This is a genomic window from Salinisphaera sp. RV14, assembly GCF_052044135.1.
Classification (GTDB): Bacteria; Pseudomonadota; Gammaproteobacteria; order Nevskiales; family Salinisphaeraceae; genus Salinisphaera.
In genome coordinates, this window is the sequence record NZ_JBQDYF010000004.1 from 1 (window position 1) to 19836 (window position 19836).

At 66.0% G+C, this 19836-nt stretch carries 22 protein-coding genes; 12 read left to right on the forward strand and 10 right to left on the reverse strand.

Annotated elements, in window-relative coordinates; all coding sequences use genetic code 11:
* A partial coding sequence (locus tag ACS8Y6_RS05740) for a hypothetical protein (RefSeq protein ID WP_440855187.1) occupies positions 1 to 268 on the forward strand: 268 nt, incomplete at its 5' end.
* A 29-nt stretch (positions 269 to 297) separates the two neighbouring features.
* Here ACS8Y6_RS05740 and ACS8Y6_RS05745 read toward each other — a convergent pair.
* Positions 298 to 954, reverse strand: a complete 657-nt coding sequence (locus ACS8Y6_RS05745; protein ID WP_440849807.1) for an HAD-IA family hydrolase — start codon at positions 952 to 954, stop codon at positions 298 to 300.
* 239 nt (positions 955 to 1193) lie between these two features.
* On the opposite strand from ACS8Y6_RS05745, the gene ACS8Y6_RS05750 reads away from it, so the two are divergent.
* From ACS8Y6_RS05750 to ACS8Y6_RS05765, 4 genes are all read left to right on the forward strand, one after another.
* Positions 1194 to 1664, forward strand: a complete 471-nt coding sequence (locus ACS8Y6_RS05750) for a GbsR/MarR family transcriptional regulator (protein WP_440849808.1) — start codon at positions 1194 to 1196, stop codon at positions 1662 to 1664.
* 93 nt (positions 1665 to 1757) lie between these two features.
* Complete coding sequence (locus tag ACS8Y6_RS05755; protein ID WP_440849809.1) at positions 1758 to 3017, forward strand: DUF445 domain-containing protein; 1260 nt, start codon at positions 1758 to 1760, stop codon at positions 3015 to 3017.
* Between the two features lie 90 nt (positions 3018 to 3107).
* Positions 3108 to 3833: a hypothetical protein gene (locus ACS8Y6_RS05760; RefSeq protein ID WP_440849810.1), complete on the forward strand. Its 726-nt coding sequence runs from the start codon at positions 3108 to 3110 to the stop codon at positions 3831 to 3833.
* A 123-nt stretch (positions 3834 to 3956) separates the two neighbouring features.
* Entirely contained in the window at positions 3957 to 5780 is a 1824-nt protein-coding gene (locus ACS8Y6_RS05765) for a long-chain-acyl-CoA synthetase (protein WP_440849811.1), read from the forward strand.
* 9 nt (positions 5781 to 5789) lie between these two features.
* Here ACS8Y6_RS05765 and ACS8Y6_RS05770 read toward each other — a convergent pair whose 3' ends face one another.
* On the reverse strand, positions 5790 to 6506 hold the full coding sequence (locus ACS8Y6_RS05770; protein ID WP_440849812.1) for a TetR/AcrR family transcriptional regulator: 717 nt from the start codon (positions 6504 to 6506) through the stop codon (positions 5790 to 5792).
* Positions 6507 to 6641: 135 nt separating this feature from the next.
* On the opposite strand from ACS8Y6_RS05770, the gene ACS8Y6_RS05775 reads away from it, so the two are divergent.
* The 5 genes from ACS8Y6_RS05775 to ACS8Y6_RS05795 all read left to right on the forward strand — a co-directional run bounded on the left by ACS8Y6_RS05775 (position 6642) and on the right by ACS8Y6_RS05795 (position 13382).
* The gene (locus tag ACS8Y6_RS05775; RefSeq protein WP_440849813.1) at positions 6642 to 9146 is read left to right on the forward strand and encodes an acyl-CoA dehydrogenase; all 2505 of its coding nucleotides are present in this window, start codon (positions 6642 to 6644) and stop codon (positions 9144 to 9146) included.
* A complete protein-coding gene (locus tag ACS8Y6_RS05780) occupies positions 9143 to 10408 on the forward strand; it encodes a serine hydrolase domain-containing protein (protein ID WP_440849814.1) in 1266 nt (421 codons plus the stop codon). The genes ACS8Y6_RS05775 and ACS8Y6_RS05780 overlap by 4 nt, the downstream gene beginning before the upstream one ends.
* Positions 10405 to 11610, forward strand: a complete 1206-nt coding sequence (locus tag ACS8Y6_RS05785; RefSeq protein WP_440849815.1) for an esterase/lipase family protein — start codon at positions 10405 to 10407, stop codon at positions 11608 to 11610. The genes ACS8Y6_RS05780 and ACS8Y6_RS05785 overlap by 4 nt, the downstream gene beginning before the upstream one ends.
* Before the next feature lie 2 nt (positions 11611 to 11612).
* Positions 11613 to 11891 (forward strand): acyl-CoA-binding protein, encoded by a 279-nt coding sequence (locus ACS8Y6_RS05790; RefSeq protein WP_440849816.1) that lies wholly within the window; start codon positions 11613 to 11615, stop codon positions 11889 to 11891.
* A 126-nt stretch (positions 11892 to 12017) separates the two neighbouring features.
* Complete coding sequence (locus tag ACS8Y6_RS05795; RefSeq protein WP_440849817.1) at positions 12018 to 13382, forward strand: 3-oxoacyl-ACP reductase; 1365 nt, start codon at positions 12018 to 12020, stop codon at positions 13380 to 13382.
* Between the two features lie 49 nt (positions 13383 to 13431).
* Here ACS8Y6_RS05795 and ACS8Y6_RS05800 read toward each other — a convergent pair whose 3' ends face one another.
* Genes ACS8Y6_RS05800 through ACS8Y6_RS05810 form a run of 3 tightly spaced genes read right to left on the reverse strand, consistent with a single transcriptional unit; the run spans position 13432 to position 15620 of the window.
* Positions 13432 to 14310 (reverse strand): alpha/beta hydrolase, encoded by an 879-nt coding sequence (locus ACS8Y6_RS05800; protein ID WP_440849818.1) that lies wholly within the window; start codon positions 14308 to 14310, stop codon positions 13432 to 13434.
* On the reverse strand, positions 14303 to 14749 hold the full coding sequence (locus ACS8Y6_RS05805; protein ID WP_440849819.1) for a DUF3429 domain-containing protein: 447 nt from the start codon (positions 14747 to 14749) through the stop codon (positions 14303 to 14305). The genes ACS8Y6_RS05800 and ACS8Y6_RS05805 overlap by 8 nt, the downstream gene beginning before the upstream one ends.
* Before the next feature lie 19 nt (positions 14750 to 14768).
* Positions 14769 to 15620: a uroporphyrinogen-III synthase gene (locus tag ACS8Y6_RS05810; RefSeq protein ID WP_440849820.1), complete on the reverse strand. Its 852-nt coding sequence runs from the start codon at positions 15618 to 15620 to the stop codon at positions 14769 to 14771.
* A gap of 158 nt (positions 15621 to 15778) precedes the next feature.
* Here ACS8Y6_RS05810 and ACS8Y6_RS05815 point away from each other — a divergent pair, with 158 nt between their 5' ends.
* Complete coding sequence (locus ACS8Y6_RS05815) at positions 15779 to 16153, forward strand: hypothetical protein (protein WP_440849821.1); 375 nt, start codon at positions 15779 to 15781, stop codon at positions 16151 to 16153.
* Positions 16154 to 16159: 6 nt separating this feature from the next.
* Complete coding sequence (locus ACS8Y6_RS05820) at positions 16160 to 16594, forward strand: hypothetical protein (RefSeq protein ID WP_440849822.1); 435 nt, start codon at positions 16160 to 16162, stop codon at positions 16592 to 16594.
* A 212-nt stretch (positions 16595 to 16806) separates the two neighbouring features.
* Here the strand turns inward: ACS8Y6_RS05820 and ACS8Y6_RS05825 are convergent, their stop codons facing one another.
* From ACS8Y6_RS05825 to ACS8Y6_RS05845, 5 genes are all read right to left on the reverse strand, one after another.
* Entirely contained in the window at positions 16807 to 17589 is a 783-nt protein-coding gene (locus tag ACS8Y6_RS05825) for a PilZ domain-containing protein (protein WP_440849823.1), read from the reverse strand.
* Between the two features lie 49 nt (positions 17590 to 17638).
* Entirely contained in the window at positions 17639 to 17908 is a 270-nt protein-coding gene (locus ACS8Y6_RS05830) for an HU family DNA-binding protein (RefSeq protein ID WP_440849824.1), read from the reverse strand.
* A gap of 202 nt (positions 17909 to 18110) precedes the next feature.
* Positions 18111 to 18866, reverse strand: coding sequence for a septal ring lytic transglycosylase RlpA family protein (locus tag ACS8Y6_RS05835; protein ID WP_440849825.1), 756 nt, complete (start codon positions 18864 to 18866; stop codon positions 18111 to 18113).
* 1 nt (position 18867) lies between these two features.
* Positions 18868 to 19230, reverse strand: coding sequence for a hypothetical protein (locus tag ACS8Y6_RS05840; RefSeq protein ID WP_440849826.1), 363 nt, complete (start codon positions 19228 to 19230; stop codon positions 18868 to 18870).
* A gap of 54 nt (positions 19231 to 19284) precedes the next feature.
* The gene (locus tag ACS8Y6_RS05845) at positions 19285 to 19821 is read right to left on the reverse strand and encodes a hypothetical protein (RefSeq protein ID WP_440849827.1); all 537 of its coding nucleotides are present in this window, start codon (positions 19819 to 19821) and stop codon (positions 19285 to 19287) included.
* Between the last annotated feature and the right edge of the window lie 15 nt (positions 19822 to 19836).

The window sequence follows — 19836 nt, forward strand, 5'->3', positions numbered from 1 at the left end:
GCTCGGCTTCGCGGCAACGACGCGCGTGCTGGCGTTGTGTGCGCTCCAGGATCGGGTCCGCCCGGCGGTTGAGCTTGGCATTGCCGCCCAGACCGAACAGGAAATCGGTCCACGGATCGTCGACGGCCAGCGCCATGAGTTCCGGGTTGGCGAAATGACTGTCACCGCGCAACAGAAAATAAAAGCCGGCGCCTGTCCGTCTTTTATTTTCAAAGACTTCGCGGCCGATGGCCGCGGCGAGTATGCGGTCGCATACTCGCGCTGTTAAGCCGAAAAATCATCTATTTTTGTGCCGGGTTAATAGCGGCCGAGCAGGCGCGGCAGTTCGCCGAAATCGGTGAAGCGCACCAGGTCGGCATGCGGATGATCGCCGATCGTGCGGCGATGATCGTAGCCGAACACGCGCATGCCGGCGCGGCGGGCGGCTTCGACTCCGGGGTCGCTATCCTCGATCACCGCACAGTGTTCGGGGGCCACGCCCAGGGCGCGCGCCGCGTGCAGGAACAGATCGGGCTCGGGTTTCCAGGCTTCGATGTCGTAGGCCGAAAACACGAGGTCACCGAAATACTCGGCCAGCCCGGTCACGCGCAGCGCCGTGGCCAGCTTGCCCGGCGGCCCGGACGAGGCCACACAGCGCGGGCTGCCGATCGCTTCGATGGCCGCGTGAACGCCCGGAATGGCCTGCAGCTCGCGCTCGAATACACCGCTGGCGTAGGCACGGTAGCGCGTGGTGAAGTCCGCGCCGAGGTCGATGCCGTGGCGGGCGGCGAGAATGTCGCACATGTCGGCGAACTTGCCGCCGCGGAACTCGGCTTCCACCGCGACCGCATCCAGATGGATGCCGTGGTCGGCGGTGATCATGTCCACCATGCAGCGGGCGTTGAGCAGTTCGCTGTCGACAAGCGTGCCGTCGCAGTCGTAGATGACGGCGGCGATGGGTCGGGCCTCGGCCATGGTCGGCGGTCCTCGCTATGATGAAGCCGTAAAAGCGCCGGGGCAGTGTAGCCCTCCGCCCCGGCCGCGGCGAGTCCGACCGCCACGCCGCTCGGATGCGGGGCACCATGCCGGCCGCCATGGCATGGTGATTCCGGGGCGCCACCTGGCGACAACGGCGGCGACGCGCATCCGGTCGTGAGCAGGCGCGCGGTGTCGATCAATTGACGCATGGGCGGGCGGTCCATAATCTTGCCCGGATGTCGGATGACGAACGCGCGATCTCGGCCTTTATCGAACGCATGGGCCTGTCCGCCCAGGGCGACGGCATGCCGCGGATCGCCGGTCGCATTCTCGGCTATTTCATCGTGCATGGTGGCCCGACCAGCCTGTCGGCGCTGGCGCGTGAGCTCCGGGTATCGCGGGCGAGCATCTCGACCAATGCCCGCATGCTGCGCGATCTGGGCGTACTCGAGGCCACCGCCGTGCCGGGGGATCGTCAGGACTACTATCAGCTCGCGCCACGCCATTATCTGCGCGTGCTGGAAGGCTACATCGAGCGCATGGGCGTGCTCAGCGAGTCGTTGTCCACGGCCCAGGCCGAGATCGACGACGAGCGCGCGGGTGCCCAGGCGCGTCTGGCCGACATGCACCGCTTCGTCGATGCCGCCCGCGCCCAGACCCGGGCGCTGATCGACAATCTGCGCGCCGATCCGGCCAACGACGACTGACGGGCGCTCCGCCCGGGGCTGCTATGCTCGCGGGGCCGGTTTCCGACAGGATCGTGATCCCGCTTCCGGCAGGACTTTGACAATGAGCCGCGCATGACCGCCGACTGGTTGCATCTGAGCGCCGATACCTGGCGATATCTGTCGCTGCCGGTGATCAGCGCACTGGTCGGCTACGTCACCAACGTGGTCGCGATCCGCATGATGTTCCATCCGGTCGAGTTCATGGGCGTGGCCCGGCCCTGGCTCGGCTGGCAGGGCGTCGTGCCGCGCAGGGCTTCGAAGATGACCGGCATCGCGGTCGATACCATCACCCGGTCGTTGATCACCGAGGCCGAGATGTTCGGCCGGCTCGATCCGGTTGAAGTGGCCACCGAGATCGAGGGGCCGCTGCTGGTCATGATCGATGACGTCATCGAGACCGTGATGCGCCGGCATTATCCCGTGCTCTGGCCGGCCGCGCCGGATGCGCTGCGCCGCGCGATTCACTATCGGCTGCGCGCGGCCGCGCCGCGGGCGGTGACCCGGGTGATGCTGGAGGTGCGCGCCAATATCCGTTATCTGTTCGATCTCAAGGGCATGATCACGCGCATCCTGGTGCGCGAGAAGACGCTGCTCAACCGGGTGTTCAAGCAGGCCGGGCACGATGAATTCATCTTCATCGGCCGCTCCGGGGCCTATTTCGGCTTCGCCTTCGGGCTGATTCAGATGGTGCTGTGGATCTTCTTTCCGGCCTGGTGGGTGTTGCCCTTGTTCGGTTTGCTGGTGGGTTGGGCGACCAATTGGCTGGCGCTCAAGATGATCTTTCATCCCAAGCGCGGGTTCGACCTGGGGCCCTGGCGCATCCAGGGGCTGTTCTTCCGGCGCCAGAAGCAGGTGGCGGCTGATTATGGCGGGCTGGTGGCCGATCATGTGATCACGCCGGAACATATTCTCGACGAGATCACCAACGGCCCGTATGCCGACAAGCTCCAGGCCATCGTCCGGCGCGAAGTGGGCGCGGCCATCGACGACACCATGCGCTACGCACGACCGTTGATGAGCTGGGCGCTGGCCGCGCGCGAGTACCAGCGGCTGCGGGCCGATGCCGAGGGCGAAGTCGTCGCGCGCATGCCGGCCATCCTCGAGCGCCTGACCGGCTATGCCCAGCGGCGCATGGCGGTGCGCGAGACCCTGGTCGCGCGGCTGCAGTCGCTTACGCCCGAACAGTTCGAATCCATGCTGCGCCCGGCCTTCGAGGAGGACGAATGGATTTTGATCGCAGTGGGCGCCGCGCTGGGGTTCGCGGCCGGCTGGATTCAGCTGGTTTTCGTGTTCTCCCGCGTGTTCGAACAGCATTTCGGTGCCCTGGGCTGATCGCGGGCGGGCTTGCAAGTCGTGGCCGGGGCGCCGAACCTGTGTCCATAGCCAGGGGCGCCCGCGCCCCGCGCAACCGGTGTGAGGCCCATGGCCGCGAGTCGCTTGCCGAAAAAACGGGGGCCCCGTGCGCTCGATCGTCTGATGGGCGTGATCCGCGATGCCGAGGACTGGCCACTGGCCGGATCCGCGGTGCGGCGGATGGCGGACGCCGAGACCTGGGCGCTGATCGAACTCAAGCAACGGCTGGACGAGCTGGGCGACTCGTCGCGCCCGCCGCGCGAGGCGGACCGGCCCGCGAGCGCCGCCGAGATGCTGGCCGGTCTCGTGCGGCGCTCGCGCGGCATCGATCCGGATGCCGCACTCGATGCCCTCTATCGCCAGACGCTGTCGCAGTTGGTGCCCGACCAGGTCGCCATGCTCGATGTGCTCGCCGAGCGCCGGGTCGCGCCGCTGTGTCATCTGGGGGCCAGCCGCCTGCCGGCCGGGCCGGTCAGCCTCACCGTGCTGTCGAACGCCAGCTCGCTCGGGCGCGAGGCCGGCGTGCTGCTGCGTGAATACGTACCGCAGTACATGACCCACCTGCTCGCGCTCGGCCTGTTGCGGGCCGGGCCCGAGGATGAGGCACTCGAGCCCGAATACGAGTTGCTCATGGCCGATACCCAGCTACGCGAGATGCGCGAGTACGTGCGCGAGAGCCTGCGCCTGTACCCGCGGACCCTGCGCGCCTCGGTCAGCCTGAGCGACTACGGTCGCGCGCTGTGGCGCGATTGCCGGCCCGCGGCCGAGGGACTGCTACAGCAGGGGCGGTACTAGGGCTTGGCAAGCCACGCATGCCTGGACGACGGCCGCGATCACGGACACACTGTCGCGGTTTGGTGAAAATAATAATTTTCGGTTGTGTGCCGTGAAACAGCGTCGAGTCGGAGGAAGTGCTGCATGAGCGACAGTCAACGCTCGATCGTCACTGCCTGGGATGTCGTCAAGCCCACGCGGGATCAGTTCGAAAATCCGGGGGCGGTGGCGCGTGGCATTGGCATGCTGGTGCGCTCGCGGTTTCGTGATCGGCTGACCATCGCCACCCTGATCGAGGCCCATGCGGCGCACCGTCCGCAGCATCCGGCCCTGGCGTTCGAGGGGCGCGAATGGACTTATGCCGAGTTCAATGCCGCCGCCAATCGGTTCGCGCGGGTGCTCGCGGCGGCCGGCATCGGGGCGGGCGATGTGCTGGCCCTGCTGGTCGAAAACCGGCCGGAAACCCTGATGCTGGTTGCCGCCGCTGCCAAGCTCGGTGCGGCGGCGGCGATGTGCAACAGCAAACAGCGTGGCGATGTGTTGGCCCACAGCCTGGCCACGGTCGAGCCAAGCGCGATCGTGGTCGACACCGAGTTGGCCGCGGCGTTTGCCGAGGTGCGGGGCGATGCGCGGCTGACGGGGCTGTCCCGCGTCTGGCAGTTGCCGCAAGGCCGGGGCGATGCGGCGATCGATGGCGCGGCCGATATGATGATTGCGGCAGCCGGCGAGTCCGGCGGCAATCTCGACGCCTCGGTCGAGGTCGCCAGTACCGCCACTTGTTTCTATATCTTCACCTCGGGCACCACGGGGTTGCCGAAGGCCTCGCGCATGAGCCATCGGCGCTGGCTGCGTGGCGGCGCCGGGCTGGGCCTGCTCGGCCTGCGGCTGACGGCCGAGGATCGCTTTTATTGCGCCCTGCCGCTTTATCACAACAACGCCCTGACCGTGTCGTGGGCGTCGGTATTGTGCGCCGGGGCGACCTTCTGTCTGGCGCGCAAGTTCTCGGTGTCGCGGTTCTGGGACGATATCCGGGCGAGCCGCGCGACGGTGTTTTCCTACATCGGCGAGCTGTGTCGCTACCTGCTCGCCGCGGATGACGGCACCGGCGATCGCGATCATCGGGTGCGCGCGGTGATCGGCAATGGGTTGCGCCCCGACATCTGGGACGACTTCAAGGCCCGTTTCGGGATCGAACGGATCTGCGAGTTCTACGGCGCCAGCGAGGGCAACCTGGTCTTCGTCAACGGTTTCAACATGGATCGCACGGCCGGCTTTTGTCCGTTGTCGTTCGCGGTCGTGGCCTACGATCCCGACACGGAACAACCCGTGGTTGACGATAACGGGCGTATGCGCGAGGTCGGCCGGGGCGAGGTCGGGCTGTTATTGAACAAGGTCACCGATTTCGCCCCCTTCGAGGGCTACACCGACGATGCCGCCGGCGAGAAGAAGCTGCATCGGGGCGTGTTCAAGGCCGATGACTGCTATTTCGATACCGGCGATCTGGTCCGGCGCCAGGGCATGCGGCACATCGCCTTCGTCGACCGGCTGGGCGATACCTTTCGCTGGAAGGGCGAGAATGTGGCGACCACGCAGGTCGAGAATGCGGTCAATGCCTTCGGCGGGGTGGCGGAATCGGTGGTCTACGGCGTGGAGATTCCCGGCGCCGATGGCCGCGCCGGCATGGTTGCGATCACGCCCGAGGGCGACCCCGAACGTTTCGACTGGTCCGGCCTGGCGGCGCATTTGCATGCGGAGTTGCCGGGCTACGCCGTGCCGGTGTTCGCCCGCCTCAAGCCGGAAGCCGAGGTCACCGGCACCATGAAGTACCGCAAGGTAGACCTCAAGAAGGACAGCTATGCGCCGGCATCCGGCGATACCGTCTATATGCTCGCGCCCGGGCGCGATGCCTATCGCCCCCTGGATACGGCGACCCGCGAGCAATTGAACGCGGGCGAATTGTCCTTGTAGCCGGTGCCGTCAGCCGGGGGCTTGCCCGGCCGACGGCTCGTCGTCGGGCCGGTCCGTGGCTTCATAGTGTTGGGCACCGAAGATCATGGCCCGGAACATGATCTTGGCCTCGCGCGCCATTTCGGCGGCGCTCAGCCCGGTGTCCTCGGTCAGCCACTCGGCGACCAGCTCGTTGAACATGCCCACGAGTGCCACCCCCGGCAGGCGGTAGTTGCGCTGCGGCAGCATGCCGGATTCGGCCATCAGTTCGGCATAGCGCTGGATGATATCCGCCAACGCATGCGTCGTCGCCCGGCGTTTTTTCTCCATCGCCTCGGATACGCCCACCGCTTCGATGCAGACGATGCGCCCGCGTCTGGGGTCGACCAGCAGGTAGTGGATGACCGATTCGATGGTATCGGCCACACGCTGGGTGAGGGTGTCGCGCCCGCTGGTCAGCGACGCGCGAATGATGTTCTCCATTTCCGCGACCAGCGCGTCGTAGACCGCGTGCAGGATGGATTCCCGTCCGCCGAACTGTTCGTAGAAATGGCGCGTCGAGACCTTCGCCTGGCTGCACACCGCCTCGATCGGCGTGGCGGCATAGCCGCGTTCGCCGAACAGCGCGGTGCCGGCGGCAATCAGCCGCTGGTGGCGTTGCCGGCGCAGTTCTTCGGCGGACAGGCCGCGATACCCGCGCTTGGGGCTACGACTCGAGCTGGTGCTTTTTCGGGCGGAATCGGTCACGGGTGAGCCTGCTTGACGGCGTTAATTCGATTGGTATTATCTGAAAATCGTTCTTTTTGAAAAGGGCTTTCGACAAAATATTTGCCTGTATAAGGCATGCAAGCCCTTAGGTTTTCCTGTTTTGGCGAGGTTGCCATGTTCGGACTGATTACGGCGCTGATTCTCATCGGTCTGTATTGGACCCTGTTGTATCGCGGTATATCGCTGGCCATGCTTACGCTTATCACGGCTGGCGTGTTGGCGGCGTATTGGGCGCTGGGCTTCTATGGCCTCACCGGGCTGGCTATCGCCGCGGTGTTGTTCGCCATCCCGGCGCTCGTGTTCAATCTGATACCACTACGCCGCGCCCTGATGAGTCGGCCGCTCTATGGCGTGTTCCGGCGCATTCTTCCGGAAATGGGGGCCACCGAGAAAGAAGCCATCGAAGCCGGCCAGGTCTGGTGGGAAGGCGAGATGTTCCGCGGCCGGCCGGACTGGAAGCAGTTGCTCGAGTTCAAACTCACGACGCTCACCGAGGCCGAACAGGCGTTTCTCGACAACGAAACCGAACAACTCTGCGCCATGATCGACGACTGGGAGGTCAATTTCGAACTCAAGGACCTGCCCGACCCTGTCTGGGACTATATACGCAACAACCGCTTCTTTGCGATGCTCATTCCCAAGGCGCACGGTGGATTGGGCTTTTCGGCTTACGCGCAATCCTGCGTGGTGGCCAAGATCGCCACGCGTTCGCTCACGGCCGCGGTTACGGTCATGGTGCCGAACTCGCTCGGCCCCGGAGAGCTACTGGTGCACTACGGCACGAAGGCGCAACAGGAAAAATGGCTGCCGGGCCTGGCCGGCGGCCGCGAGCTGCCGTGCTTCGCGCTCACCGGTGTCGAAGTGGGCTCCGACGCCACCCAGATGCCCGATACCGGCATCGTCACGAAGCGCACGATCGACGGCGAGGACGTGCTCGGGTTGAGCCTGACCTTCAACAAGCGCTACATCACGCTGGCGCCGGTGGCGACCGTCATGGGCCTGGCTTTCAAGCTCAAGGATCCGGACGGCCTGCTGGGCGATCCGGACACGGTCGACTACGGCATCACCTGCGCGCTGCTGCCGACGGATACGCCGGGGGTCGAGATCGGCCGCCGGCATTATCCGGGCGCGGTGTTCATGAACGGCCCGATTCACGGCAAGGACGTGTTCGTGCCGATCGACGCCATCATCGGCGGCCCGGCGCAGGCCGGCAAGGGCTGGCGCATGCTGGTGGAGTGCCTGTCGGCCGGGCGCGGTATTTCGCTGCCGGCACTGTCGACCGCTACCGGCAAGGGCATGTACGGCATCACCGCGGCGTACGCGCGCATCCGGCGCCAGTTCGGCACCGAGATCGGCAACTTCGAGGGGGTGCGCGAAGGCCTCGGCGTGATCGGCGGCTATGCCTATATCCTGGAAAACGTACGCAATCTCACTGCTTCCGGCGTGGATCACTGCACACCCAGCGTGGTCACGGCCATGATCAAGTATCACTCGACCGAGATGATGCGCACGGTCATCAACCATGCCATGGACATCCATTCCGGGCGCGGCATCATCATGGGCCCGCGCAACTATCTGGCGGCGGCCTATCAGGCGCTGCCGGTGGCGATCACGGTCGAAGGCGCCAACGTGATGACGCGCAGCCTGATGATCTTCGGCCAGGGCGCGATCCGCTGCCATCCCTACGTACTGTCGGAGATGGAGGCGGCGCACAATCCGGACTTCAAGGCCGGCCTGCGCACGTTCGACCGGTTGCTGTTTTCGCACATCGGTTATTCGATCAACCGCATGGTGCGCGCGTTCACGCTGGGCCTGACCGGCGCGCGCCTGGCGAAGGCGCCGGTCGACAACGCGATGAGCGATTACTATCGTCATCTGGAGCGCTTCTCGGCCGCGCTGGCGTTCTCGTCCGATGTCGCCATGGGCAGTCTGGGCGGCGCGCTCAAGCTCAGGGAATCGACCTCGGCGCGTCTGGGCGATGTGTTGTCGCATCTGTACATGGCCTCGGCCACGCTCAAGGGCTTCGAGGAACATGGCGCCACCGCGGAAGACACGGTACATGCCACCTGGGCCATGGCGTATCATCTGCATGCCATCGAGACCGCGTTTCACGATTTCGTGCGCAACTATCCGATCACCGCGCTGCGCCCGCTGCTTTCGGTGGTCGCCCTGCCAACCGGCCGTCGTTTTTCCGGGCCGAGCGATACCCTGAACGGCCGGCTTTGCGACATGATGTCGGCTATGAAACTCGATTCGGCTTTCGGCAAACGCATGAGCTACGACATATACGTCGGCCGCGGCGAGAATGACCCGATCGGCCGGCTGATGGCCGCCTACGACAAGCTCCGGGAAGTCGACCCGTTCTATGGCGATTTCCTGCGCGGCGTCAAACACGGCGAGATCGCGGGCGCGACCGTTGAAGCGCAACTTCAGGACGCCGTCTCCCAGGGGCGTCTCGACGCGCAGCAGGCCGACCGGATTCGGGAATACGACAGGCGGCGCTATGACGTGTTGCTGACCGACGATTTCTCCAAGGAATATCTGTTCAATCCGCATTCCGAGGACGCGCGGCGTGCCGAGGCCGAGGCATCCGCATCCGGGTGGCGCAAGGTGTCATGAATTTCTCGTTGCCCGGAACGCGCCGCATCGCCCTCGAAGGCAGCCCCGCCGATCTCGTTCGTATCGACCGGGCGGCCGAAGTCGCCCCGGCCGAGGCCGGTCTGAGCGAGTCCGCCGTGGCAGCGATCGCCTCGGCCATGCTCGACGACATGTTCGCCACCCGGGTGTATCCGGCGGTGATCTTCTGCCTGCGCCGACACGGGCGCATCGTGCTCAATCGCTCGACCGGCTATGCACGGGGCCTGGCGCCCGACCGCCCGCTGGCGCCCGGTGCGCGCATCGCCCAGCCGGATACCCCGGTGTGCCTGTTCTCGGCCAGCAAGGCCGTGATCGCCCTGCTGACGCACAAACTGGCCGAGGAGGGCGGCATCGACCTGGACCGGCCGGTGGCGCATTATCTGCCGGCCTTTGCCGCGCAGGGCAAGTCGCGTACCACGATTGCCCAGGTGCTTGCCCATCAGGGCGGTTTCCCGCGCTTTGCCGCCGGCGATCGCGGCCCCGAGGTGCTCACGGACTGGGACGCGTGCATCGAGCGCATCTGCGCGACGCCGGCCGAGGCCGGCGGGCGGCGGCTGGCATACCATGCCTTTACCGGCGGCTTCATTCTCGGCGAGATCATCCGCCGCGTGACCGATGCCCCGGTCACCGATTATCTCGATGCCAAGCTGCGCAAGCCGCTCGGCATGCGCTACTTCACCTACGGTCTGGATGGCCGGTCGCGCTCGCGCGTGGCCGAGAACCATGTCGCCGGTCAGCCGGTGCGCTGGCCGTTCTCGCGCTGGGCCGAGGAGGCGCTGTCGCTGCCGTTCGAGGACGTGGTGGATGTCTCCAATCGCGATTTCTTCATGGACGCGGTGATACCGTCGGGCAACCTGTATGCAACCGCCGAGGAGCTGTCGCGCTTCTATCAGATGCTGCTCGATGGCGGTGTGTATCAGGGCCAGCGCCTGTTCGAGGCTGCCACGTTGGCTCGTGCCATCCGGCCGGCGTCGAACCCGACACTCGATCGCACGCTGAAGATTCCCATGCGCTACAGCGAAGGGCTCATGCTCGGCATGAACCCGCTCGGCTTGTACGGCCCGATGTGCGGTTCGGCTTATGGCCATCTCGGCTTCATGAACATTCTCGGCTGGGCCGATCCGGCGCGCGGCCTGTCGGCGGCCCTGATGACCACGGGCAAGGCGATTCTCGGCGGGCATCTGGTCACCTTCATGCGCAGTCTGGGCGTGCTCAATCATCATTGCGGCGGGTTGCGGGCATGAATACGCCGCGCCACACCACCACGGGATACGGCGTCTGGCTGCGCGGCGGCGTGGCCGGGGCGGCCGATGTCTATGTCGGCACGGTGGATCTGGTCGAAAACGTGCATCGCACGATCGCCGACACCGGTGCGGCCGTGAACCCGGTGGTATGGCCCGAGCGCGCGATCAGCGGCATCGCCTATGCCGGCGTGCGCGGTATCGGTCGCGCCAGCTTCGCTTCCGCCCGCGGCCTCGCCGGTCTGACGCGAGGCGTCATGCCGGACGATAGCGACACCGGCGGCGCGCTGCTGGCCCTGCGCAGCGCGCTCAATGGGGCCGTCGGCGATCATCTGGCCGCCCGTGGCAACGAATTGGCCCTGCCGATGGTTTTTGTCGGTGCGGCCGGGCGGACGCTTGCAAACGACGACCCGCGCGGCCTCGGCGAGATGGCGAATCGCCGCCGGCTCGTGCTGCTGGTGCACGGGCTCGGCATGAACGATCGCCAATGGCGCCAAGGCGCGAATCCGGATTTCGGTGAGCGTCTGGCCGTCGACCATGGCTATGCGGCGCTTCGGCTGCGCTACAACTCCGGCCGCGATATCGCCATCAACGGCACCGAACTGGCGGCGCGCCTCGAACGCCTGGTCGCGGCCTGGCCCGCGCCGCTCGAGCGCCTGACCGCCGTCGGCCACAGCATGGGCGGTCTGGTGTTGCGCGCGGCACTCGAAGCCGGGCGCGCCGCGGGCCATCGCTGGCCCGACCTGCTGGCCGATTTGATCTGTCTGGGCTCGCCGCACCGCGGCGCACCCCTCGAGCGGCTCGGCGAATCGCTCAACCGCGGTCTGACATGGTCGCGCTATACGCGTGCTTTTCATGTCATCGGCGATGCCCGCAGCGCCGGGGTCAAGAATCTGCGTCATGGCCTGCCGCCGGCAAGCCGCTCGCAGGCCGGTCCGCCCGGCTGTTTTCTGGTCGCGGCCTCGCTCGGGCGTTCCGACGAAGACCCGGTCGGCCGCGTGCTCGGCGATCTGCTGGTGCCGGTCGACAGTGCCTTCGATCATCCGCGCGCGCTGCGGAAGGCGGACGTCGACGGCTGCGTGTTCTACGGCATGACGCATTTCGCGCTGATTCATCATGCGGATGTGTATGTGGCGATCCGGGAATGGCTGGCGCCGCGGCTGGGCGAGCCCGTGCGCCGTCGCACCGACCCAGCGAGGAGATGACGATGTCCGATATCAAGAAAGGTTTCGACGAGGCCGTCGACAAGGTGCGCAACGCGCCCGCGGACGGCGAATCCAAACCCTCGCAAGCTTTTCAGCTGAAAATGTATGGTTTGTATCGCCAGGCCGTCGACGGCGATGTGACCGGCAAGAAGCCGAGCCTGATCAACCCGGGCGCACGCTACAAGTGGCAGGCCTGGAAAGACAATGAAGGCATGAGCCGCGAGGATGCGATGGCGGCGTACGTCGCCGAGGTCGACAAGATCGAGGCCGAATACTCCTGACAGCCACGCCTGACGACATGCCGCGCGTTGGGCGACGCGCGGCGTGCGTACTATATTCGACCGACGGAACGGCCCCGATCGATCGCGGCCCGGCCGGCGCGATCAGAACCACAGGACGATTTCTCGATGAGCGACTATCTGGTCAACGCAGCCTCGAAACCGACACTGCGCAAGTTCATGGCGGCGCTGGGTATTCCGACGCCAGTGCAGCTGGCGCGCGCCGAGGGCGCATATCAGGCGCGATTCCTCGACGGCCAGCGCGTGCTGTTCGGTGCCGCGCCCGGCGCGAGCGCCCGCGAGACGGTGAGTGCCGTGCTCGCCGATAGCGGCGCACGCGTCGATACCAGCGACAAGCCGCAGCCCGGTGAGCAAGACGTGTACGACGCGCTGGTGTTCGATGCCACGAACATGAGCGGCACCGCCGATCTGAAGGCGTTGTACGCATTCTTTCATCCGGTCGCCCGCAAGCTCACCCAAAACGCGCGCGTGGTGGTACTCACCAGCCGTCCCGAGTCGATGGGGACCGTCGCGGCCGCCGCCGCGGCGCGCGCGGTTGAAGGCTTCACGCGCTCGTTCGCCAAGGAAATCGGCAAGTTCGGCTCTACGGTGAACCTGTTGTACGTGGAACCCGGCGCCGAACCGCGCATCGCGACACCGCTGCGGTTCTTTCTGTCGGACCATAGCGCCTTCGTGGATGGTCAGGCCCTGACCGTCAGTGCCGGCGGCATCGTCCCCGCCGAGCCGCCGCAAACCCAGGCGCTGGCCGGCAAGACGGCGCTGGTCACCGGCGGGGCGCGCGGCATCGGTGCGGCCACGGCGGCCCGGCTGGCCGCCGAAGGCGCGCATGTGGTGTGTCTGGATATTCCGCAGGACAAGGACACGCTGGAGCAAACGGTGGCCGAGTTCGGCGGCACCGCGCTGGCTCTCGACATCACCGACGACAACGCGCCACGCCAGATCGCCGATTTCTTCAAGGACAAGTTCGACGGCGTGGACATCGTCATCCATAACGCCGGCGTGACCCGCGACAAGACGCTGGCCAACATGCCCGAGCACTACTGGGACATGGTGCTGGCGATCAACCTGCAGGCCATTCTCGCGGTCGACGCGGTACTCATGGACGAACAGATCATCAACGAACACGGCCGCGTCGTGTGCCTGTGCTCGATCGGCGGCATCGCCGGCAATCGCGGCCAGACCAACTATGGCGCGACCAAGGCCGGCCTGATCGGCTTCGTCGAGCGCCGGGCCGATGCCCAGCGCGAGCGCGGGGTGACCGTCAACGCGGTCGCCCCCGGCTTCATCGAAACCCGCATGACCGCCGAGATGCCGTTCGGCGTGCGCGAGGCCGGCCGCCGGCTCGCCTCGCTCGGCCAGGGCGGCACGCCCGGTGACGTGGCCGAAGCCATCACCTTCCTGTGCACCCCCGGCGCTGGTGGCGTGTCGGGTAAAGTGCTGCGGGTCTGCGGGCAGAGCCTGATCGGCGCTTGAGTCAGCAGACCCGAGAAGCCGGCGTGTCGCCCTGCGGCGCCGGCTTTTATCATCCCGGAAACTCGGTTGGCTCGTGTTCGGCGAGCCAGGCCGCGATCCGGGGCCAGATCTCGCGCCGGGCCGCTTTGGCCACGACGATGCCCGGGTGATCGTAATCGAGCTCGAAGCCGTGCGTGCGGCCGGCGACTTGAAACATTTTGTCGGCGCTCGCCATCGGTTCGATGAAGCGCCGGCAGCCGGCGCTCGGATCGACCCGGTCCGCCGCGCCGCTCATGGCCAGTACCGGGACGTGAATGCGCGCGAGTTCGGCGTCGAACCCGGCGGCATGCCGGCGCTCGACCCAGTCGCAGGCATCGAACACGGCAGCGGCGGGTTCGTCCACCGGGCCGAGGCCGGCGGCGCGCGCCGGCAGATGGCCGAGTATGCGCGCGATGGTCTTCGTCGCCAGATTGCCCGGCCGGTCGAGCATGCGTTTGCCGATGTGGTATTGGCTGGCGAGCAGCACCAGGCCGCCGACGGTCTCGGCCGGCAGCCCGGTAGCGAGCGCCCGGGCGGCCAGCACGCCGCCGAAGGAATGCCCGATCCAGAACGCCGGCTGGTCGTGGCTGCGGGCGATGCGGCGCGCGACCACCGGCAGATCGTGGGCCAGATGCTCGACCAGCCCGCAACGCCGGGTACAGCGCGGCGAGTCGGATAGCCCGCGCCGCTGGACGATCGTGACCGGATGGCCGGCCCGGGCGAGATAGGCAGCCAGACCGATCTCGCGCGCCGATAGCCAGAAGCGGCGATCGGTGAACATGCCGTGGACCAGGACCACGGGCGCGCCGTGGCGTTCGGCGGCGGCATCCACGCGCAGGATGCGAAACCTGCCGCCGTCGTCGCCATCGATATCCTCGATGGCAAGCGCGAGCGGCCGGGCGTCAGCCACGCAGCACGCGCCAGCCGATCGCCACCATGCAGACGGCCACGATCAGCGTGATGAGACGGCGAAGCTGCAAAAAGCCGCGCCCCTGCCAGCCCTGGCGCGCGCCGTTTTCATCGGCCAGCCAGGCGATGACGAGCGCGGCCAGCAGCATGAAGAACGGCCACGGTTCGCTGATCAGCAGGGCCGGCCAGGCGATCAGCGCCGGTACCACCGCCAGCACCATGTCCTGTGGCGGTGCCTGTTTGGCGGCCAGCATGCGGCCCCATTGCACGCCGCCGGTGAACGACACGATGGTCGCGAGATACGCCAGCAGCCAGTGCAGTGCCGGTGCCGCCTGCCCGCCGGCATGGGCGAAGGCGTAATACACGCCGGCGGCGAAGGGCAGGACCGCGAGCGCGGTCAGCGCTGTGGCCAATGACAGGGCGGATACGGGACGCGCCATGGATACTCCTGGGTCGTAACTACGCGGTCGGTGCGCGCTGGGCGAAATAGGCTTCGAGCCGGCGTACCAGCGGTTTCATGAAATAGTTGGATTCGGGCATCAGGTCAACCGTGACGCCATGCGCGGTCAGCGTCTCGGCGACCAGCGGGCCGACCGCGGCGACGCCGCAGCGCGCGAGTGCCGCGGCCAGTTCGGTCTCCCGCAGGCCGCGCTTGGCCACCTTGAACAGGCGCCGGACCTGCGGCGAGCTGGTGAAAGCCACGGCATCGAGCTGGTCGGCGGCGATGGCCGCGATGAATGCTGCCACCGCGGCGTTGTCGGCCTGGTCGGCATAGACATAAGGGGCCACGGGCAAGGCGATCGCGCCGTGCGCGGCCAGCGCCTCCATCAGCGGGGTGTTCGGGTCGGTACCGTAGCGTTGCACACCGACGCGGTGGCCGGCGAGATCCTGACCGGACAATGCATCGATCACCCCGGCCGTGGTGGGCGCGGTGGCCGGCAGATCCGCGGCGATGCCATCAGCCTTGAGTTCGCGCACCGGCTTGGGCCCGCGGGTGATGGTGCGCGCCGCGGCCAGCGCCTGCCAGAAGCGCTGGCGGCGCTCCGGCCGATCGTCAGCGGCAAACGCGCGCAGCCGGCGGACGCCCTCGCCGGTCAGCCAGATCATGTCGTCCAGTCCGTGCTCGATCACGTCGTCGATCCAGGCCCGGATCGGCGCCGGGTCGGGGGCGTCGCGGATATCGACCAGCGGACAGCGCGTGACCGTCGCGCCGCGGCGCTCGAGCATGTCGGCGAACAGATCGAGCTGGCGCGATTCGGGAACGCCGATACGGCGCCCGGACAGGGGGTGTGCGGGGTCGGGGTCGGCCATGCGTGATTCCTCAACAGACTCTGCGATCGAGTTTAGGCCCTGTCGCGGTTTGATACGACAGCGGGGTGGGCGGGCGCAACCGGCGCGGCCCCGATGTTGCGACTTTGCGGGGCGCGACGCACACTGACAGCGTGCATTGACAAGGTCGGGTGAAGAACATGTTCTGGCTTTTCGCCCTGGTGCTCGCCGCGTTGGGCGTTGTGGGTTTCATGGCCATGCGGCTCGGGCGGGTCCGGCAACGGGTGGCGGCACTTGAGGCCGACATCGCGCGGCTGGGCCGCGATCTGGAGATCGAGGATCGCGAATTCGAGAGCCTCATGGCCGAGATCGGCGGCAGCCGCATCGTGATCGAGCTGACCGCGCCGATGGCCCTGGCGCGCGAACGCTCGCGCTGGGCGGGCGCGCTCGCCGGTGTCGCGCCGCGTCTGATCCGGCGGCGTGTCTACGACGAGGCCGCCGCCCAGGTGAAACAGGTCCTCGACGAGCGTGCGGTGGCCGCCGAGGTCCACGTGTTTCATCCGAGCGGCGCCTGAACGGCCATGATTGCCCTCGTCCTTGTTCTACTGCTCGGGCTTGCGGTTGTGCTGTCGGCCCTGGCCTGGCGCAGCGGGCAGGTCGAGCGGCGTCTTGATCGGGCCGAGTCCGGCCTGCGGCGTCTGCGCGGATTGCAGGCGGAGGCGCTGGCACTCGAAGCCGCTCGCGGGCGTTTCCGGCGGCGTCAGCGTGAGGTGGAGCGCGCGGTCGAGACCGGTGCGCGCGGTGTGGAAGGCGTGCATCGCTCGCTCGCCGGCCGGCTGGGCTGGCCCGCGGGCGAGGGCATCTACCGGCGGCTGCGCGGGCTGAATCGAACGGTCGGGCGCGGGGTTTCCGGGCTGTTTGCGCCGTCTGCGGCCGCGCGGCGCCGCGAATCGATGGCGCGCTGGCGTGCGCGGCGCAAGGACGCTTCTGATCGGGACGACGACCGAGGGGCGTAGGGCGCGTTGCCCTTTCACGCGTTCACGCCATGCCACGTTGCAGCCCAAAATCGTCTTATTAATCCGGCTTCGCGGCCAATGGCCGCGGCGAGCATGCGGTCGCATACTCGCGCTATTAATCCGAAAAATCATCTATTTTTGTGCCGGGCACCGCGTCGATGGTACTGCAGGAACAGAAGGCTGAGCACGCCGTCCAGCCGAGACGCGGTTGCTCAGGCCCGCGATCTGCGCTTGCTCAATGCACGCTCCTTGTGCATGACGAAACGCCGCAGATCGCGACTGAACTCAGGCTGGGGTTGGTCCCATGTGACCCCGACATAGAGCCCGTCGTCTTCGGACCACTTGGTCCAAACCGCTCGCGCATCCGAGCGCGCGATCTCGCGACTGGTCGGCAGTGTGAGTGCGACTACACATGGCGTATCGGTCCCGGGTTCGACATTGGCCAGAGTATCCGCTTCGTCCGACAATTCGAGCCAAGCGCCCGTCATGCTCAGATCATGAACCTGGCATTCGATGGGTTCGTCGCTCGGCGGCAACACGATTTCGGCATGCACATCGTCGTCATTTTCGATGGGCACCCGAAATGCATTGCGTCGTTCCTGCCGATAGGTATCGCCTTCGAGTATGAGCGTGTATGACAGGTAATCCGGATGGGTCGCCATATTCTCGATGCGCCCCCAGCTGCCGATACGGATACCGTCATCAGTACTAGCCACGCGGACACGATCACCCGTATTGAAACGTGCCTGTTGCTCGACGGCCGGCCTCGATTCATGGACCTCAATGCGACAATCGTTATCGTTCGGCGGCTCTATCACCGTGACGCGCCGCGTGTTTGCGCCGTCCGGATCACTGATCCGCAGATGCTCCCAGACGCGGGTAAGTGTTTTGAGGACGCGCCGGCGCGTAGGGCCTTTGACCCGATGTTCCTCAGAGAAAAGAGGTTGCGCGTATTCGACCATATTTTCACCACCGGGTTGACCAAGGCGTGCCATGCCTTGAGCAAGAATCCGGCCTCTATGATTGGCAGGCCGGATCCTGCAACTAATCTACACGTCTCGCCGTTACGTGTTCAGCGCATACTTCAGCAGGGTTCCCGCCTTCAGCCCGGCCGAGCCGCGCGCCGCAATTGATGGACTCGCCGGTGGCCGGGTTGCGTCCGGCGCGGGCGGAAGTCTCGCGCGTCGAAAACACGCCAAAGCCGGGGTCGGTAACTGTATCCAATGCCGCTTCGACTGTGTTTTTAGCCTCAGCCTCGCTGATCTCAGCTTTTTCTGCCACTTCTCCGTGAATTCCATTTTGTTCGTTTTTCACCTCTAGCCTGTGACTCACATGGGCTTAAGTCAGCGACTCCATATAAAAGGTTATCGCTCTTGAGGTGCTCGGAATATACGGAAAAAGCATCAGTCGTTCAATCAGGTTACGTATTATTTTCGGCGTATATATGAACATCGCGATGTCCGAATGTTCTACTAACCAGTATTTATGAACTTTCGCGATTCGTCCGGTGACGAGTTCAGAACGCGATATGGAGAATCCCGAGCGCCATGTGACCGGATAGATCGATCACATCCCATGAGGTTTTGGCGCCGAGCAGTAAGCCACTCCGGGTCACGTCGAATGCGCCGGTGACGGCGAATTTACCGGCTTCGGCGACGAGGTGGCCATGGTGATGCTCTGCTTCTCGTCTGGCCATTCGCTGATCGACGGCTGCTGCATGACGTCGCGCCGCCGACAGATTGGTCTCTGAAATCGAACGAACAGCAATAGGCGCGGTTCCATGGCGGAAGTAGCCGAGTCGCTGGGCGACAGCGGGGGTGCCGTCTATGATCCGACCGGGATAATACGGGCCGCGGTCATCGACCATCGCAAGGGCTTGTCGCCCGTTTTGCTTATTGGTGATACGCACCCAGGTCCCGAAGGGTAGACGCTTGCTGGCGATACGCATCGCGTGCGGGTTGAAGCGTTCGCCGCTGGCAGTGCGATTGCCCGCCGAGTGCCGACCGTACCAGGAGGCTTGGCCTGTAGCCTCGTAGCCTTGCCCCGTCTTGAACACGTGATAGCACCCGTGTCCATGAATGCAGTACGCGTGCTTGACCTTCGGCGGAAAGGATCCGTGCCCGCCGTTGGGCGGCGCGCTGGCGCAGGCTGCGAGAAGAAGGTTCAGGCACAGGGCCGTCAATGTCGTGCGAATCGTTTGCGAATCAACGCGGGCCGGAGGTCGCGCCGCCGCCCACGTTTGCTTGACGTTGACGGCAGTCTTTGGCCGCACGTCAGGCGCTGCCGATCAGCCGCCCACCTTCGGATTGGCGGACGGTCGCACCGGCGAAGCCGCTCAGATTGTCGAGGCACTCCTGCAGGAATAGCCCCACATCAATCTGTGCTACCGCTACCCCTTCCGTTTCCTGGCTCAGCGCCAGCATTTGACGTGCTTCCTGTTTTCGCCCGGCGCGACAGAGAACGGTGGCGGCCTCGGCCATCGTCGACACGCCGAGATGCCGGATCAGACGTTGCACCTGACCGAGGTCGCGCTCGGATTGACGGGCCACGGCGTCAAGATCACGGGCCGACTGCGCTAACAGCTCCGGGTCTGCAGCCGTGCTGTGTGCTGCGACCACGGCGATGGCGTCTTGCAAGCGGCTCACCCGGCTACGCGCGCGGCGCAACGTGTCAGATATTCGCACCATCCTCTACTCCGGTTCTTCGGGGCTGGCGGCCGTTCGTTGACTGCGACGATAGGCCATGAACACCAGCTGTTCGTACAGGTCCCGAACCCGATCGGACTGCTCGATGAACCTAGCGGCGATACGATTGCCGCGCGCATCGTCGGTGATCGCGGTGATCTCGGCGAGAAACTCGACCTCGTAGGGAATCTCGGCATTCAGTGCCATTCGAATCACGCCTTGATCGCCCGTACTGGCCTCGCTTTTTCCGGGAGGCTCGATCCACTCGAGGCCGCGCCCGTCCAGCACAACCGAACGGGACGGCGGCAATTGCTTGACACAGTGTAGGACCTCGATAAGCAGCGACTCGATGCCGCCGATTTCGGCCGATGGTCTCTCGCGTGTTTCCCGATCGACCAACGTCTGGAGGCGGGCGGCGTTCGACTCGTTCAGGGCACTCTTGTATTCCGGCGTGATTGCGGCCTCCCGCCGGGGGCGCCAGGCCAGCGGTATCCACTTGCGGCATTTGATGCCGAATTCATCGTGGTGGGACGAAGCAATCATTGCGACCCGTGGTTC